This is a genomic window from Vibrio sp. RE86, assembly GCF_013114545.1.
GTDB lineage: Bacteria > Pseudomonadota > Gammaproteobacteria > Enterobacterales > Vibrionaceae > Vibrio.
Map to the genome: position 1 here is coordinate 185,474 of NZ_VTXI01000008.1, position 16,408 is coordinate 201,881.

Consider the following 16,408-nt stretch of genomic DNA (forward strand, 5'->3'; position numbering starts at 1 on the left):
TAGAAGTATTCTAAAAACTACGCAATGCCCTGCTCCACAGCGTATTTCGCCAGTTCAGCGGTACTGTGCAAATCCAGCTTATGCTTTATGTTCTGACGATGAGTTTCAACCGTGCGATAGCTAATACTTAGCAAAGAGGCGATTTTCTTACTGCTATTTCCTTCAGCCACCAGCTTAAGAATCGACTCTTCTCTGCGACTGAGTGGATTTGGCTTCAGAGCGACAGGCACTACCTCTTGTGAAAACAGTGTTTGAGTCACTGACTCACAGAAATAAGTTGAGCCTTGATAGACCGTTTTGATGGCTTGAACCATTCTCGTCGCACAAATCTCTTTAAGCATGTATCCAACCGCACCAGCCTGCATCACTTTCATAATGTATTCTCGGTTGTCATGCATGGTTAACATCAGCACCTTAACCTCTGGCATAGATTGTTTGATCATGTGTGTGGCATCAATCCCATTCATAAGAGGCATACTCACATCCATCAGTACTACGTCTGGAACCAACTCTTTAATAACATCAATCGCTTCCAAACCATTACTGGCCGAGCCAACAACCTGGATGTCCTTTTCGGTTTGAAGACGAGCGATAAATCCATCCAAAACCACTTGATGATCATCAACGATCACCACTCTAATAGGTTTATCCATAAACTAATCCATCCAATTCCAGTAATACGGTTATCTCTGTGCCAAAACCTGGCTCACTTTCAATCTCAAAGTCACCACCGATAAACTCAACACGTTCTCGCATGTTACGTAAGCCAATACCACTTTTCCTCAGCGTGCTATTTACATCAAAACCCACCCCATTATCTCTTACGATGAGTTGCAGCATATTACCCATCTGCTGAAGAATAACCGTCACCTTTTTAGCACCAGAGTGCTTCTCAATGTTGGTCAACGACTCTTGTGCAACTCGATAGAGTGTCGTCGCCACTTCCGACTTCAACTTACGTGAGGTTTGCGTCAGAGAAGCTTCGGCATCAATACCCGAATGTGATTTAAAGTCTAGCAGCAAAGTATTCAATGCGGCTTCTAGCCCGATATCATCTAATGCACTTGGTCGAAGATTATGGGATATATGCCTCACCTCATTGATCGCTGTGGTAATGGACTGTTGAGATTTGTCCAAGTGCGATTTAAGTGGCGCATCATCAATCTTACTGGCGAGTAATTCAAGGTGGCACTTACTAGAAACAAGCAACTGATTTATCCCATCATGTAACTCTCTAGCGAGGTGTTTTTTCTCATCTTCTTGGAACATAACGGTTTTATGTGCCAGCTCTTTGAGGCTTCTGTCAGCTAAACGATGTTCATGCAAATTCACCGCTAGCGTAATTACAACAATCACACCGACGGTCACGACTACAATCACAATCATCGAAAAAAACGTCGTTTCGATATTCTTGTTTACCTCAGACTTGAGATTGGCGACCTCGTAAGTGATGTCTTCGATATACAGGCCCGTGCCGACCATCCAGTCCCACTTACTTAACCAAGCAGCGTAACTAAGCTTGGGCACATTTTCTCCGGTCGATGGCTTTTGCCAAAGATAGCGATGAAAACCGCCCCCCTGCTGAGCTTGAGATAGCAAGGCTTCGATAAGATGGTCCCCGTTCTCATCTTGAATATGCAGTAGATTCTCTCCCACCAATTCCGGCATGATCGGGTGAACCAGATTTGTGCCATCCTGAGAGTAAGCAAAGAAGTAACCATCTTTGTCTTTGCCATAGCGTAACTTTGACAGCACCTCTTTGACTTGCTTTTTCGCGACGGCTTCTGGCAAAGAGTCATCATTGTAGATATGAGAGATAGCATCGAACGCAAGATCAACATGATCTTTGAGTGCCGTCTCTTTAGAACGAATTAAGCCGTCTTCAAAGATTTGGATCTCTTTTTCACCCAATGTTTTCGCTTGATGAATCGAAATCCAACTGGTGAGTGCCGTAACAAGAAGTAACGGTAATAGGCTCAATAAGATTAATTTTGCTTGTAGAGGCATTCCCTTCCCCCAAAGAACTACAAAGGCTGCTCACATCGATGTAAGCAGCCTAACTTTATCAGGAGTTTTAAACGAATCGTAACTAAGTGATCACATTCCGTAGAATTCAGGGAACACCAGCAGCGAAGCGAGAACCAAAATCTGAATCGCGATAAATGGCATAACACCTCGGTATATATCGCGTGTCGTCACCCCATTCGGTGCTACGCCTTTGAGGTAGAACAAGCTAAAGCCGAACGGTGGTGTTAAGAACGAGGTCTGAAGGTTCATTGCAATCAAAATCGCAAACCATGTCATGTTGATGCCCATGAGCTCAGCGACTGGCGCAATGATTGGTACGATAATAAAACAGATCTCTACGAAGTCGATGAAGAAACCAAGGATCAATATGACCAACATAGTGATGATCAAGAAGCCCCATTTCTCACCTGGAATTTGCAGCATCCACTCTTCAACTAAGTAATCACCACCAGTGTAGGTAAACGCCATCGAGAATGCGGTTGCACCAAGCAAAATCGCAAAGACCATTGCAGTGACTTTTACGGTCTCTTTTGATGCTTCGTATACCATGGACCAACTGAATTGACGGTACAACACAGCAAGCACAATTGCCCCAGCTCCACCCAGAGCAGCTGATTCTGTTGGCGTTGCAACACCGGCAAAGATGGAACCAAGCACGACCACAATCAGAGCGAGTGGCGGAATAACCGCTTTAAGCGCTGCAATCACCTCTTGGCGACGATCCATTGTGCCGTCACTTGGGATAGGTTGTGCCGCTTCAGGGTTGAGTTTGGCGTAAATCAGAATATAGATGACATAAGCACCAACTAAAACCAAACCAGGCCAAACCGCCGCTTGGAACAAGTCGCCTACTGGTACACCAAGCACGTCACCTAAAAGAATAAGCACGATTGAAGGTGGGATAATTTGTCCTAAAGTACCTGACGCACAAATGGTGCCACACGCTAATCCTTTGTCGTAGTTGTACTTGAGCATAACTGGAAGAGAGATAAGCCCCATCGCAACCACGGACGCACCAACCACACCCGTAGACGCCGCAAGTAGCGCACCAACCAATACGGTGGAAATCGCAATACCGCCGCGCACGCCACCGAACAGCTTACCCATAGACTCAAGTAACTGCTCTGCAAGGCGAGTTTTTTGTAGAACTAACCCCATGAATACGAATAATGGAACCGCCATAAGTACGGTGTTTTCCATAATCGACTGAATTCGATATGGCATAAAGGCGAACATATCCATGCCTTCTGCCCATACGCCAAAGATAAGTGCAATACCGCCAAAGGTAAACGCAACCGGGAAGCCAAGTAGCAGAGCAAACAAGGCAACAAAAAACATTACAATACCGACCATTTTCCTGTCTCCTTATTTCTTATCTTGCGCGTACATTAGATGCGGGTTGACGATTTTGTTTAATGAATGAAGAAGCAGTCCGACACCGCTGATCGCCATAAACAGGAATGAAAGAGGAATCATGGCTTTGATGATCCAGCGATAAGGCAAGCCGCCTGGGTCGCCTGACGTTTCTCCGAGCGCGTAACTTTCTTTCGCAAAGTCGATACCGTAATAGGCCACCAACAAACAAAAAGGAAATAAAAAAAAGAGCGTACCAAGTAAGTCGATAATTGCTTGAGCTTTGTTTGAAAGGCGTTCATAAAACAGGTCAACTCGCACATGGCCGCCTGATTTGATTGCGTAAGGAACGCCTAGCAGAAATACAGCAGAGAAAAGGTGCCACTCCATCTCTTGAAATGCAATTGACACATCGTTAAACACGTAACGCATTACTACGTCATACACAACGTTAGCGAGAAGCAAAATAAACAATATGCTTGATAACCATCCTAAGAAGTCACCAAAACGATTAAATGCTCGCTCGATATAGATTAGGCTTCTCATTCCCTACTCCATGGAATTTTGAAAAGGCGCCACTCGTTTAGGTGGCGCTTTGTATAGATAAATTTTCTTGGGCTTCACAGATTAAGTGACAACGTCACTTAATCTGTGTTTTTATTTATGAGTTATTGCGCTTGGCTGTTTAGGTAAGCACGGTGTGAAATGTTAGACCATGGACGAACCTGATTGATGTAATCAGCCTGTGATTGCTGAATCTCTTTCGCCGTTGCGTCTTTGTCTGCGTGTTCTTTCAGTAGACGGTCGTTTGCTTCACGCAATGCGCTCATTACTGACTCTGGGAAGTCTTTTACTTCTACGTTAGGGTACTCAGACTTGATTGACGCCCAGTTTTTACCACTTTCATGCTTAGACTGAGTGTACATATCGTAAGCAGCTGTCTTCATCGCTACTTGAAGAATCGCTTTCAAGTCATCAGGTAGACGTTCCCACGTGCGTTTGTTCACTAGGAACTGAAGCTCTGTACCTGGCTCATGCCAACCTGTGTAGTAGTAAGGTGCGATTTTGTGGAAACCCATACGAAGGTCAAGAGAAGGGCCAACCCACTCTAGAGCATCGATAGTGCGGCGTTCTAGAGACGTGTATAGCTCACCCGGTGCGATGTTCGTTGGCTTCGCACCAAGCTCTGCTAGGATTTCTCCAGCGAAGCCAGGGATACGCATTTTCAGGCCTTGAAGGTCATCAACAGAGTTAATCTCTTTTTGGAACCAACCACCCATCTGAGTATCTGTGTTACCACCAGGGAAAGAAAGAAGGTTATGAGGAGAGTAAACTTTCTCCATCAACTCCATACCACCACCATAGTAGAACCAAGCATATTGCTCAGTTGGCAGCATACCGAAAGGCATAGAAGTGAAGTAGAGCGTGTTTGGTACTTTACCCTTCCAGTAGTATGACGCAGAGTGCCCCATGTCGTACTGACCAGATTTAACCATATCAAAGACACCCAGAGGCGCTTTGTGTTTATTGGCAGAGTCGATACGGATCTGTAAACGTCCATTCGACATTTCTTCCGCCATCTTAGCCATATTCTTAGTCGCATCACCGAATATTGGGAAGTTAGGTCCCCACGTTTCAGCCAGCTTTAAGCGATAAACCTTTTCAGCAGCACTGACAGAAGTCGCAGCCATTGCTAATGCTGCCACCATTACAGTGCCTTTAAATACTCGTTTTAGCGATTGTTTGATAAGACTCATGTTCACGTCCTTTGTTTACGGGTCATACCTTTTGAGGCATGTTCTATTTCCCTTACAGATTCGTTCATCAATAACGATTTAGAAATAAGCGTGAACACGGACTAAATTTAACAACCCAATGCGTATTTAGACCAAAGAAGTACGTATATCTACGTAGTCCAAATAAGGCAGGTATCTATTGTTTATTTATTTTCAGATATTTAGATGAAGCAAGAGGAATGGATTCAACGAAAAACTACGTAGTAATTAGTTCCCGAGGGATTTTCGATAAATTGGTCTGAACTGTGACGAAGTTATTAAATATAAGCTAGGAAAATGAAAAAGCCTCGAAATAATCGAGGCTTTCAAGGTGTGAAATCCATAACGTTGGATTTACTAGCGGCAATTAAACTGCTTTGTAGATAACTTTGTTGCCAGCTAGTTGCTCTTTCACGACTAGGTTCTCTTCTAGCAGTTTTTTCAGAGCGCCTGTTGCCCAAGAAGCCGCTTTAGCATCTTCTTGACCAGCAACTAGGCCAATACCTTTAGGGTTGATACCTTCTGCGTTTTTCGCAACGATATCTAGAACTTGTTGCTGCTTTGGAGTAAGCGCAACATCAGTTGTTTTAGCCGCAGCTACAACTTTCTCCGCTGCTGGTTTTGCAGCTACTTTCTTCTCAACTACAGGCTTCACTGTCTGTGTCGCTTCAACATTCGCAACTGTCGCCTTAATGCGCTTTTGCAGTTTAAGCTGCACTTTACGCTTATGAGCAAGTCTCATCGAGTATTTCTCCAGTTCACTGCATACGGAGCAGTGGTGAAAATTTGAAGCGCGATTTATACCAAAAATTTGCTGCTATTTACAGGGCAAGGGTGGCTTTATGGCACAAAAATACGCGATATTCGGACATGAGACTACAATTTAATCAATAGTATTAGTGATCGAATCCAGAACCACTGATTATATAAACAGATGTGTTTTGTTGTTTAGAGTAACCTTGTATGGAAACCGTACACCTTACCAATCAACCTTTTGTGTTCTCTTCAATAACGATTAAATGGTTAGGAGGAATCTTTGCCATCGGCTGCCTAATTCTGTTGCTCTACGCACCCGGCATAGAACAGGGATTTCTCACAATTGTGGCCATCAGTGCTCTTATTGGGTTTGGTTATCTCATGGTGTTGAAAGGGACCGTTCGCTACACGATTACAGCGAGTCACTTCCAACAGCATCTATTCAAAGGTGGATGGGTAATAAAATGGAATAATGTACAGCGCATCGGGATTTGTACTTATGAAAATGACGGTTGGCACCAACCTTTACCTTGGATTGGAATCAAACTGCATCACTACTCACCATACCTTGATAGCATCTGTCCGAGAATTGCCACAGAAATACTGTTAAGCCAACGCGCCCTACTCTACTTAGGAGCGAGACAAAATAAACAAGGAGAAAAGTTCGAAGATCAGGTGCTTGATTCTAAGATGTACCGTAGTTCAGTGGGCGAAGTCTACTACGGTCTTCAAGCGATGCTGGCCAATCGGATGATCTATCAAAGAGACTATTTTGATTATGATATTTTCATTTCAGCGCATGACCTTGATCGTCCAGCAGATGAATTTGTTGGTTTGATTCGTAAATATCTTGCGGCAGCAGAAAAAGAGACGGAAAGTAATTGAGTGAAACGCCATGATAATCACTCCAGTTGGGGGAAGAGCCCATAAAAAAGGCCACTTTGAATAGTAGCCTTGTTCGGAATCTGTATTTGACTAGTAAAGCGGCATTTCGTCCGCGACAAACGGGTTAGACGCACGTTCACGGCCAAACGTAGACTCTGGTCCATGGCCTGGTACAAAACGCACTTCGTTACCAAGAGGCCAAAGTTTGCTCTTAATAGAGTTGATCAGTGTATCAAAGTCGCCTTTCGGAAAATCTGTTCGACCAACAGAGCCATTAAAAAGAACATCACCTACGAACGCGAGTTTCGCTTCATCACTAAATAACACCACGTGACCCGGCGTATGTCCCGGAGTATGGATCACATCCATCTCTTGATGACCAAACTTAATTTTATCGCCTTCGTTTAACCACTGATCAGGCTCGAATGCTTCCGTTAATGGAAAACCAAACATTTGGCTTTGTCCTTCAAGACCTTGAAGCCAAAAGTTATCGTCTTTATGTGGGCCTATGATTTTCACGCTATCAAGCTCACGCGCTAGCGGCTCTGTTCCACCCACATGATCCAAATGGCCATGAGTTAATACAAGATTAACCACCTTTACGCCAAGCTCTTTGATCAACATAGCAAGTTGCTTCACGTCACCGCCTGGATCAACCACGATACCTTCCATTGTTTCATCACACCAAACAATAGAGCAGTTTTGAGAAAACGAAGTAACTGGAACAACTTGATATTTAAGTGACATATCTAAACCTTGGTAACAATCTAAACTGGCAGAACTATGACACTTGCCAAGCACTTTGACAACACCGAAAGTAAGGGTGTTTACGCCCAGTAGCGAACCGGACCGGTATCGATATGGATGAAGTTGCTACCCGGATAGTAACCAACTCCACCTGCTTGTAGCTCTCTAGCTGCATCACGGACAAGCTTTAAGTCGACCCCATCAAGACGAAAATCGATGGCTTGTCCAAGCATGTGATAACTCTTTTTCGCCACACCACTCGATTTGCCACGTAAAGCTTCATTGGTCGCAGGAGAGCGATAACCAGAGATGATTTGCACCTCAGCGTCTACGCCAAGCGTTCTCTGGATTTTAGTAATATGGTCAAACAAGCGTTTGTCCATTGGATGAACTTCGTTACGTCTAAAATCACGACATAAATGGTTCAAACGATTGAGTTCACGCTCAACATAGTTACTACCATCAAAATAGCAGGTTTCTAATGCTTCTCTAGTATGGAGATTAGACAACGCTAAAGTACGCGGTTGATCAGGGTAGGATGCAAATGCGATGCTCGGTGTACATGTCGCCACTACCAAGCCACTTCCGGCCAGTTTAAGAAAATCTCGTCGGGATACTGCCACTATGATTTACCTTCATAAATTAGTTGTAGAACTGTGTCGAGAGGCGACACTACATAACTCTTTCATGAAGTGCAAATGCATAAAGCGTGCTCAAAATAGACTTTTGAACACGCTTTATCGCTTAATTATTGAACAGACTAATAAAATTTAGGATCTGATAAAATTGTAAATTATATGTCAATTTCATCCTTTCGAAAGACTATGCCGGTCTAACCGGTAAATATCTTCCCTGTAATGGACATTGCCTTCCTCATACCATGCCGTTTGATAAATGATGTGTACAGGAATGCGACTTTTTAACGGAATCGATTGATTTGATGTGAGTTCTTCATTTTTTGAGTCATCAAACGTGAGACCTTGCGACTCAATAAGGCGATCGGCAAATATATCCGCATGTTCAACTCGAATACAACCCGAACTGAAAGCCCTCGCCTGCTTAGAGAAAAGCCCTTTACTTGGTGTGTCGTGTAAATAGATAGCCCGTCTATTTGGTGTGTTAAATTTGTACAAACCCAGCGCATTTCTATCACCTGAAAGTTGGGTCATTCGATATGGAAAAGCACTTGGCGTGAGGTTGTCCCAATCGATACTTTCTGGGTCGATCTCTTCCTTCGATCCCCATTTAGGCAATATCTTAATATTCTGCCTCGTTAGATACTCTCTATCCTCTTGAATCTTAGGAATAATATCCTCGACCATGATTTTCCATGGTACGTTCCATGATGGGTTCAAGATCAGCGAATCTAACTTGGTAATCATCAATGGTGTTGGCCTTTCCGTTTTTCCTACGACCACTTTTGACTCAAATATCTCCTCTCCCGAAGACCAATAGGTCATTTCAAAACTTGGTACGTTAACGACAATGATGGTATTTCGCTGCTCAGGCCAATAGCGAACACGTTCCGCATTTATGGCCAATGTCGCGAGTCGGCTGTTGATCGGCATATTAATCCATTTCAGCGTATCTGGTCCTATCACGCCATCAGGTTTTAGGCCGTGTAAAGATTGAAACTGCTTCACCGCTGTTTGCAGAGACTGATCAAACCATTCAATATCTTTTCTAACGTCAATCAAATCAATGTCAACGATGGCCAGACGCTGTAACAAAACGTCCCTATTCTCGATATTAGCCCCTATTTTGGTGAGCCCCGACTGTCGGTAAAGCGGAATATCAAGTTTTTGGAATCGCATTAAGTGTAGGTAGGTATCGACCAGATACTGATAACTTGGAGAGTCAGGCGTGTACGCTTCAATAAGTTCACCCAACTGCTGTTGACTGACACCACGCTTGACCGCTATCAACGTGCTTTTCGGCGGTGTTGGTAAAGTGCCTGACAAAGGCTGATCAAAAAACCAGAATTGGCCCTCACGTTTGGCGGTTTGAGCATAACTTAGGTAGAGCAGCAATGTGTCCGTGGCAAGCAAGTCATACTCTTGCCAGCGATTGCTCTTGCGATAGAACTGAAGGTAGTTGAGTTGTCGAGAAAACAAAGAGCTAAAACCAGCACGATGAATAATTTCGAGCTGGAATTCTAGTTTGCTGCTTTGTTGAAGATCGAACCAGAGCATTTGATCATCATTGTCTTGATAAATCGTTGTCACTTCTTGAGGGAACTGCAGCAGTCTATGAAGCTGGCTATCAGATTCTAGCCAACCTATTTTGGTAAAATACTGAGAAGCGTAGCCTGCCGATGGAAACAAAAATACCAACAGCAGCCAAATAGTCCATTTTCTCATCTTCGTCTCCCTTACTACCGAACTTAAAGTATGGCAGAGATAAATGAAGACAGAGTGACTAGTTTATGAGAATCATAACCAGATCAAGTTTATTTATCAGGCATCTACTTTATGAAAGACCAGTGGTTATCCCATTGAATTTCCGAATTAAATACGGATTTATCACCGGGTTCTGACTGGCTCACTACCGCTCCTGTTCCAGAGCTAACTTTAAACACTCCCCCTTCTGCAACTACTCCTGATGCATCAGGTAACGGAGAAAGCTCAACCAGTTCTTGTGTATGTTTAGACCAGATCCCATAACAATTGCCACGAGGTGATGTCGCCAAAATCCAATCATGGGTCGCAGCGATGCTGGCGATATAGTGGTTGAAACGTGCCCACTGCTCAGGCTCGGCCTTCAATGGTTGCAGTTCCCCTCCTGAAGTATGCATAGCCAGAAGCGATGGATATTCATCTGGCTCTCCACGATATTGTTGACCACACAGTACGGTCTTAGATCCATCATGTGCCAAATGTCGAATGCTAAGCTTGTTATCACTCAGACCAACTTGTTCGATGACTTCACCATTTCGGTTCAAATAGCTTAAACTCGGCGTCATTGTATCGAGATTAAGAGGGTTACGGCCATCGGTATGCACGCCTCCGACACCAATGGCGAGTGAGTCATCAGGCATGACGATAACTTCGTGAGGGCCTATACCAAACCCCGTGAACTCAGCCACTTTTTCGTAACCTGCTAACACGTCATATACGCCAATGATGCCTCGGCTAGTCCCGCGTTCTCCTTCAGTAGCGTATAACCACTGTCCGTCGTTCGAATAGACACCGTGACCATAATAGTGTCGGTTTTTGTCCGCGACTCGCAGCTTTATTTGCTCTCCTGTCGTGAAGTCAAACACTTGGAAGTAGACTCCCGGACGACGTGCAAAAGCAACGGCGTGTTTTAACGCCGCATTCGAGGCAACACCATGTCCACGTTCTGGCAATGGAATCTGTCGAATGGGATTACCCTGTACATCGGTAACCACAGCATTGAACTGATCACGCCCAGAAATAGAACACCCAATTAACCTTGGCTCTGCATTTAAGTGCTTCGACGTTGCAGCACAACCAACCAATGGAGAAACCGCTCCGAAAAGAGCGGCTTTTAACAGTGAGCGTCGAGTTGTATCAGTCACCATCAGTTGCATTAAACCCTATAATTACACCTAGCTCGATAGCGACTTCCTCATGAATCAGGTATCGCAGCTGTTCAAGTTTATTAAACTGAGAATAAGCGTTCTGGTAGCCTGATTTCGTTTGCAACAAATCAAATAAACTTTGCTCTGTTGGCCATGTCTCGATTGTCATCGCGAATTGATTCGAAATACTGTCTGCGAGTGACGCTTTTCCTCTTTCACGAAGTGTGGCATCTAAGCCTTGACCCTTTGCGAAATACAGCTCTTGAAGAGCCTCTACATTTGCTTTTAAATTCAGCATCGAAGTTTCAGAACGCCATGACTCTGCAAAATAAGGGCGAGGCTTACCGAAGTTTGCCAGAGGGCGGCTCATCTTCTTCATGCTGTATTCTAGTTGATTCGATAGCAGTGCAATGTATTCTGAATTCCACTGCTTTTCATCGAGTTCAACCCATGGGTTGTTTGACCAAGCTTGAGCAATTTTGCCAGCATTTGACTCAATATTTTGAGTGATGGCTTGCGCTGTTACGCAGGTATTGCTGTTTGTCGTTAGGTCTGATGCTGTGTCATACAGTAACCACTCAATCGAACCTAAACCTTGGACCGTCACGCTCTGAGAAGCGATATTTTGTTCAGTCCAAACATTCGCCTGCTGAGTTAACTGGCTCATTTTTCTACCAGTCGTGTTCTTCTTGTCCGGCCAAAACTGAATATTCCAGCTCTCGGCAAGTGCCGCCTCTGGGCCTCGTTCCTGCCCTTGCAAAGCCATCCATGACACCATAGTTTGATGCCACTGACCTTTCAGAGCTTCGATGCTTTCAGACGATTCACAGTAGTTTCGCATGCTCTCTGCGAGTAGCTGAGATTGCGATTTGAACGTCTGTGCAGATGAAAACTCAACTTCATACACACTTTGGCTTAGATGATTTGTTTTCTCTGGTTGAGCAGAATCACCCGATGTGGTTGACTGGCAACCTACCAAAGCTAGTGCAGCTGCAACACTCAGCGTTGTCAGTTTAAATGTCATCACTTAATCCTATAAAGAGTTAAGGAATGCGATCAACGCATCTCTTTCTTGTTTACTTAACTTCAGCACGTTTTGCTTCGCCATTTCTGCTTCTCCACCATGCCAAAGAACGGCTTCCATAAGGTTTCTTGCTCGGCCATCATGTAAGAAATAGGTGTGGTCGTTCACTTCTTTGGTGTAGCCGATACCCCACAGCGGAGCTGTACGCCATTCTTGTCCGTTTGCTAGATATTCAGGTCGGTTGTCAGCTAGGCCTGGCCCCATATCATGCAATAACATATCAGTGTATGGGTGAATGGTTTGGTTAGACAGTGCTGGCAAACCTTCACGTACACCTGTTTTCACATCTGTTTTATGGCAACTATCACAGCCCGTTTTGGCAAAAAGCTCTTGTCCAAGTTTCACTTGTGGGTCTTTTACATTTCGACGAATCGGAACGGCCAAATGTTGTGAATAGAACTCTACAAAGTCTAGGATGTTATCACTCACTTCTGGTGAGCCACCATTTGGCAAGTCATCACAGATAGTTTGGTTGGCTGTACAATTCTCGTTAGGGAACAAGTTACTGGTTAAACCCACGTCTCCGTTGAAAGCAGCCGCATTCTGCTGCATTAGGTTCGGTTGGCCTGCTTTCCAACCAAATCGACCAATAGCAAAGTCATTCGCTTGTACATCCCAAACTAAGTTGGTTTTGCCTGATATGCCGTCGCCATCTTTGTCATGTTCGTCTGACCATTTCAGTAACGTTTCATCAGGGATACTCTCTAGTAGCCCCAACCCAATCATTGGCGGTGCAACTCGAGCCGACATTTGTGTATCAGGGTGCATGTCGCCGTAACCAAGGTCTGTAATAGTTAGAATGGGTTTTCGTAGTGTCACCGTCGTGCCATCAGAAAATCTAACTGGCACATCTTCGTAACGAATATTGATCGTACCTTCTGGTTTTTGATCTTGCTGCGCAAAGTCTTGAAGCTGCCCACCATACGTTGGCTCAGGAATTACTCCATCTTTGATATACGCTTTCTTCTGCTCCGCTGTCATTGCTGGAATACTTAAACGAACCAACATCGATACTGCATGCAGATCGTTCTCTTCCGGCGGATGTCCGCGGCCATCTTTAATATGACAATTTTGGCAGCCATTGGTGTTAAACAGTGGACCTAAACCATCACGTGCATCCGTTGATGCTGGTGCTTGGACCCAAGGATTACGGAAAAAACTATTACCAACGCTGAAGTCAAGGCGCTTAGACATTGGTAGGTTACCAGCAGGCAAAGAGAAAGCATTTGCGCCATCTTTCTTCACAGACGTGTCACCGCCTGATTTAACATCATAAGCAAAGACCTGGGAGGTCGTGCTCAGTAAAAGTAGACTGGCGAGAACAGATTTGGTGTACAACTTCATTAGGGGCTCTCAAACAAATAATGACCACACTTTATAAATGGGAATAATTCTCAAAAAGCGAGTCGATATAAAACAGCAAAAGGGCTCAGATGAGCCCTTTATTTTCTATTCAGCTTAGAATTAAAATTCGTGGTCAGCTGTGTCTGGGTTTAGGCTTGTGATACCAACAATCTTAGCTGCACGCTCGATTTGAGCAGTTTGAGCAACAAGTGACATAATAGTGTCATTCACCAAAGCGTTACCTTGAGCATTGCCTGATGCAATTAGTTGGTCGAAGAACTGGCCGTTTTTCTCAGCAGAAGTCACCAATTGCCCTACTTGAGAACGAGTCACGTCAAACTGCTTCTGAATCTCTTGTGCTGCCGCTTTGTCTTCTTGAGCAACAAGATCATGGATGCTTGGGCCAGATAGAAGTGTGCCGTCTTCACGCTTGTAAAGGCCAGTGTATACGTTGTAGATACCCTGCTCGTTGTAGTAGTGTGAGTTGTGAGTGTTATCAGAGAAACAATCGTGCTCATCTTCAGTAGAGTTCGCTTCTAGAGCAACCTTCATACGCTCACCAGCCAGTTCACCTAATGATAGTGAACCCATACCAAATAGCATCTTACGAAGACCATTGTCAGCTGAGTCGTTTAGTAGCTCTTCACGGTAATTACCTTTTGCGTCTGCAGACCATTGGTTTTCCATCCACTCAAGGTCTTGAACTAGAAGCTCAGCTGCGGCTTTAAGGAACTCACCACGGCGGTCACAGTTGCCATTTGTACACTCTGCGCCAACAACGAAATCAGTGTAAGCTCGTTGACCAGCACCTGCGTTAGTGCCGTTCAGATCTTGGCCCCAAAGTAGGAATTCAATCGCGTGGTAGCCTGATGCTACGTTAGCTTCTGAGCCGCCTACTTCATTTAGATCAGCAATAAGCTCAGGAGTAATTTTTGACACATCTAGTGTTGATGCACCAATCGCCAATTTAGAGTTTGCTACGATGTTTGCGCTTGCGCCTTCGTTACCTAGTTCATACTGGTAATCTGCAGAAACGTAATCGATTAGACCTTCATCTAGCGGCCATGCGTTAAGTTGGCCTTCCCAATCATCAACGATCGCGTTACCAAAACGAAAAACTTCAGACTGCTGGTACGGTACACGCGAATCAAGCCAAACCTGTTTTACTTGCTCAAACTTAGCCGCTGTTGGGTTAGCAAGGAAAGTATCGATCGAAGCATTAAGCGTTTTTGCTGTTTTCAGAGAGTCAGCGAACACAGCATGAGCAACGTCAGCATAATGCTCAACGACTTGATCTTTAGTCACAGTTGCTGCGAAAGCAGAACCACTTGCGATAAGCATTGAAGCTGCGATTGATTGAGCTAATAGAGATTTTACATTCATTTGAAAAGCATCCTTGTTGAGCTTAATAATTATTCTTCTTTGCTGATGCAAATTATTATCATTTGCATAGGTAGGTGCGAATAATACAAACTTACAATTTTTTTGCAAGCCGAAAACGAAAAAGCCTCACAAAAGTGAGGCTTTTATCAACATAGATGTATCAAGGACTTAAACGTCTAGATTGTGTTTACCGTGAGAGGCTTTCGCTTGAAGGTATGACTCGTTGCCATCTTTGATGTGTGCGGAAGTATTGACAACTTCATCAATCTGTATTCCATACCCTTTAAGATCATTTATCTTTTTAGGGTTGTTTGTCACTAGGCGAACACTCTTTGTTCCTAATGCTTCAAGCATCTGAGCAGCTTCAGTGAAGTCTCTCAAATCATCACCAAAACCTAGATGATTGTTTGCTTCGTAAGTGTTCATGCCTTCGCTTTGGAGTTTGTACGCATCAATCTTGTTGTACAAACCAATACCTCGGCCCTCTTGGCGCAGGTATAAAATGATGCCGCCAACTTCAGCCATGCGATTAATCGTCTCTTCAAGCTGCTCACCACAATCGCAACGAGAAGAGTGGAATACATCGCCGGTTAAACATTCGGAATGCATGCGAACAAGCGGTGCTTCTTGGGTTTTGTCTGCCTGCTTAAAGATAACAGCGACATGCTCTTTGTCCGTTTTCAATCCGTGGAAGGATAGAAGTTCAGCATCAATGTTGCTTTTAGCACCTACTTTGAATTCAACTCTGGCTCTTACTTCCGCCATATCTTTACTCACTCGAATCTCTGATTTTTCTATTTCTTTCGCTGCATTCATTTAGATGCCTCGGTCTGGTTTTAACTATGGGGACTGTTACGCCATATTTCAATGATTGGTTTACTTTTGTTATATTATAACATTTCAAGCACAAGACAATAAAAAACCTCAGCGACCAAGTCGTGAGGTTTATCATGTATCGGTTTTGAGGCTTAGCCTTGCTGTTGCTTCCATACAGAATGTTCAACCCAGAGTGTTTCTAACTCCTGAAGCTCCTCTTCTGTTAGCAGTGAAAGCGTAGGCTTTGTTTGAGGGAGAGCATAAGCTTGAATCGCATTAATCTGCGCATAAAAATCCGTCTTGAGTTGAGATATATTTAACATAACCGCTTTTCCCTAAGAGCCTAGCTTTTATCCAAAACAACTATTTATTCATCTAATTATGAAAATGATAACAAAATATACACAGTGTGCAATCACTAAACAGAAAAATTGAACTGAATTATCATTTTTTCGTTAAAAATTTTCTTTACATCTCGGCGATTTAGATGATCATTTTTGATCTTTTACGATGATCATTTTAATTGTGCATCAAGAGGATATTTTTATATATCTTACGCTGCAATGAACTTAATAAATAAAGGTCTATTAAGTAAATTACCACCTTCTAAAGAAGGTGGCTTTGTGTGAGCCCCCTAAAAGGGGGCCTTTGTTTAGTCCAACGCTAATTGTTGCTGTTCCACGCGCTCTTTCT

At 43.8% G+C, this 16,408-nt stretch carries 16 protein-coding genes; 1 reads left to right on the forward strand and 15 read right to left on the reverse strand.

Annotated elements, in window-relative coordinates; genetic code table 11:
- Nucleotides 1–17: 17 nt before the first annotated feature.
- From F0231_RS10255 to F0231_RS10280, 6 genes are all read right to left on the reverse strand, one after another.
- Nucleotides 18–653, reverse strand: a complete 636-nt coding sequence (locus F0231_RS10255) for a response regulator transcription factor (protein ID WP_171759635.1) — start codon at nt 651–653, stop codon at nt 18–20.
- Complete coding sequence (locus F0231_RS10260) at nt 646–2,007, reverse strand: cache domain-containing protein (RefSeq protein WP_171759636.1); 1,362 nt, start codon at nt 2,005–2,007, stop codon at nt 646–648. The genes F0231_RS10255 and F0231_RS10260 overlap by 8 nt, the downstream gene beginning before the upstream one ends.
- A 90-nt stretch (nt 2,008–2,097) precedes the next feature.
- A complete protein-coding gene (locus F0231_RS10265) occupies nt 2,098–3,381 on the reverse strand; it encodes a TRAP transporter large permease subunit (RefSeq protein ID WP_171759637.1) in 1,284 nt (427 codons plus the stop codon).
- Nucleotides 3,382–3,393: 12 nt separating this feature from the next.
- Nucleotides 3,394–3,927, reverse strand: coding sequence for a TRAP transporter small permease subunit (locus F0231_RS10270; RefSeq protein WP_171759638.1), 534 nt, complete (start codon nt 3,925–3,927; stop codon nt 3,394–3,396).
- A 122-nt stretch (nt 3,928–4,049) separates the two neighbouring features.
- Nucleotides 4,050–5,138 (reverse strand): TRAP transporter substrate-binding protein, encoded by a 1,089-nt coding sequence (locus F0231_RS10275; RefSeq protein WP_171759639.1) that lies wholly within the window; start codon nt 5,136–5,138, stop codon nt 4,050–4,052.
- Between the two features lie 385 nt (nt 5,139–5,523).
- Nucleotides 5,524–5,898, reverse strand: a complete 375-nt coding sequence (locus F0231_RS10280) for a MarR family transcriptional regulator (RefSeq protein WP_171759640.1) — start codon at nt 5,896–5,898, stop codon at nt 5,524–5,526.
- A 221-nt stretch (nt 5,899–6,119) separates the two neighbouring features.
- Here F0231_RS10280 and F0231_RS10285 point away from each other — a divergent pair, with 221 nt between their 5' ends.
- Nucleotides 6,120–6,797: a DUF2982 domain-containing protein gene (locus F0231_RS10285; RefSeq protein WP_171759641.1), complete on the forward strand. Its 678-nt coding sequence runs from the start codon at nt 6,120–6,122 to the stop codon at nt 6,795–6,797.
- A 90-nt stretch (nt 6,798–6,887) separates the two neighbouring features.
- On the opposite strand, the gene F0231_RS10290 is transcribed toward F0231_RS10285, so the two are convergent.
- The 9 genes from F0231_RS10290 to F0231_RS10330 all read right to left on the reverse strand — a co-directional run bounded on the left by F0231_RS10290 (nt 6,888) and on the right by F0231_RS10330 (nt 16,038).
- Nucleotides 6,888–7,544, reverse strand: coding sequence for an MBL fold metallo-hydrolase (locus F0231_RS10290; protein WP_171759642.1), 657 nt, complete (start codon nt 7,542–7,544; stop codon nt 6,888–6,890).
- Nucleotides 7,545–7,624: 80 nt separating this feature from the next.
- Nucleotides 7,625–8,167, reverse strand: coding sequence for a DUF882 domain-containing protein (locus tag F0231_RS10295; RefSeq protein ID WP_171759643.1), 543 nt, complete (start codon nt 8,165–8,167; stop codon nt 7,625–7,627).
- 183 nt (nt 8,168–8,350) lie between these two features.
- A complete protein-coding gene (locus F0231_RS10300) occupies nt 8,351–9,904 on the reverse strand; it encodes a murein L,D-transpeptidase (RefSeq protein WP_171759644.1) in 1,554 nt (517 codons plus the stop codon).
- Nucleotides 9,905–10,008: 104 nt separating this feature from the next.
- Nucleotides 10,009–11,097, reverse strand: coding sequence for a DUF1513 domain-containing protein (locus F0231_RS10305; protein WP_253825770.1), 1,089 nt, complete (start codon nt 11,095–11,097; stop codon nt 10,009–10,011).
- Nucleotides 11,078–12,112, reverse strand: a complete 1,035-nt coding sequence (locus F0231_RS10310) for an imelysin family protein (RefSeq protein ID WP_171759645.1) — start codon at nt 12,110–12,112, stop codon at nt 11,078–11,080. Before F0231_RS10310 ends, F0231_RS10305 begins: the two co-directional genes overlap by 20 nt.
- A gap of 9 nt (nt 12,113–12,121) precedes the next feature.
- On the reverse strand, nt 12,122–13,516 hold the full coding sequence (locus F0231_RS10315) for a di-heme oxidoredictase family protein (protein ID WP_171759646.1): 1,395 nt from the start codon (nt 13,514–13,516) through the stop codon (nt 12,122–12,124).
- Between the two features lie 120 nt (nt 13,517–13,636).
- A complete protein-coding gene (locus tag F0231_RS10320; RefSeq protein WP_171759647.1) occupies nt 13,637–14,899 on the reverse strand; it encodes an imelysin family protein in 1,263 nt (420 codons plus the stop codon).
- Nucleotides 14,900–15,067: 168 nt separating this feature from the next.
- Nucleotides 15,068–15,715, reverse strand: a complete 648-nt coding sequence (ribA, locus tag F0231_RS10325) for a GTP cyclohydrolase II (protein ID WP_171759648.1) — start codon at nt 15,713–15,715, stop codon at nt 15,068–15,070.
- Between the two features lie 152 nt (nt 15,716–15,867).
- A complete protein-coding gene (locus F0231_RS10330) occupies nt 15,868–16,038 on the reverse strand; it encodes a hypothetical protein (protein ID WP_171759649.1) in 171 nt (56 codons plus the stop codon).
- Nucleotides 16,039–16,408 lie beyond the last annotated feature (370 nt).

Bases quoted from the DNA above. Each gene is read 5' to 3' on its own strand.
- F0231_RS10310 (WP_171759645.1), bottom strand. From the start codon at position 12,112: ATGACATTTAAACTGACAACGCTGAGTGTTGCAGCTGCACTAGCTTTG.
- F0231_RS10285 (WP_171759641.1), top strand. From the start codon at position 6,120: ATGGAAACCGTACACCTTACCAATCAACCTTTTGTGTTCTCTTCAATA.
- F0231_RS10305 (WP_253825770.1), bottom strand. From the start codon at position 11,097: ATGCAACTGATGGTGACTGATACAACTCGACGCTCACTGTTAAAAGCC.
- F0231_RS10280 (WP_171759640.1), bottom strand. From the start codon at position 5,898: ATGAGACTTGCTCATAAGCGTAAAGTGCAGCTTAAACTGCAAAAGCGC.
- F0231_RS10290 (WP_171759642.1), bottom strand. From the start codon at position 7,544: ATGTCACTTAAATATCAAGTTGTTCCAGTTACTTCGTTTTCTCAAAAC.
- F0231_RS10260 (WP_171759636.1), bottom strand. From the start codon at position 2,007: ATGCCTCTACAAGCAAAATTAATCTTATTGAGCCTATTACCGTTACTT.
- F0231_RS10270 (WP_171759638.1), bottom strand. From the start codon at position 3,927: ATGAGAAGCCTAATCTATATCGAGCGAGCATTTAATCGTTTTGGTGAC.
- F0231_RS10330 (WP_171759649.1), bottom strand. From the start codon at position 16,038: ATGTTAAATATATCTCAACTCAAGACGGATTTTTATGCGCAGATTAAT.
- F0231_RS10255 (WP_171759635.1), bottom strand. From the start codon at position 653: ATGGATAAACCTATTAGAGTGGTGATCGTTGATGATCATCAAGTGGTT.
- ribA (WP_171759648.1), bottom strand. From the start codon at position 15,715: ATGAATGCAGCGAAAGAAATAGAAAAATCAGAGATTCGAGTGAGTAAA.
- F0231_RS10275 (WP_171759639.1), bottom strand. From the start codon at position 5,138: ATGAGTCTTATCAAACAATCGCTAAAACGAGTATTTAAAGGCACTGTA.
- F0231_RS10315 (WP_171759646.1), bottom strand. From the start codon at position 13,516: ATGAAGTTGTACACCAAATCTGTTCTCGCCAGTCTACTTTTACTGAGC.
- F0231_RS10265 (WP_171759637.1), bottom strand. From the start codon at position 3,381: ATGGTCGGTATTGTAATGTTTTTTGTTGCCTTGTTTGCTCTGCTACTT.
- F0231_RS10300 (WP_171759644.1), bottom strand. From the start codon at position 9,904: ATGAGAAAATGGACTATTTGGCTGCTGTTGGTATTTTTGTTTCCATCG.
- F0231_RS10320 (WP_171759647.1), bottom strand. From the start codon at position 14,899: ATGAATGTAAAATCTCTATTAGCTCAATCAATCGCAGCTTCAATGCTT.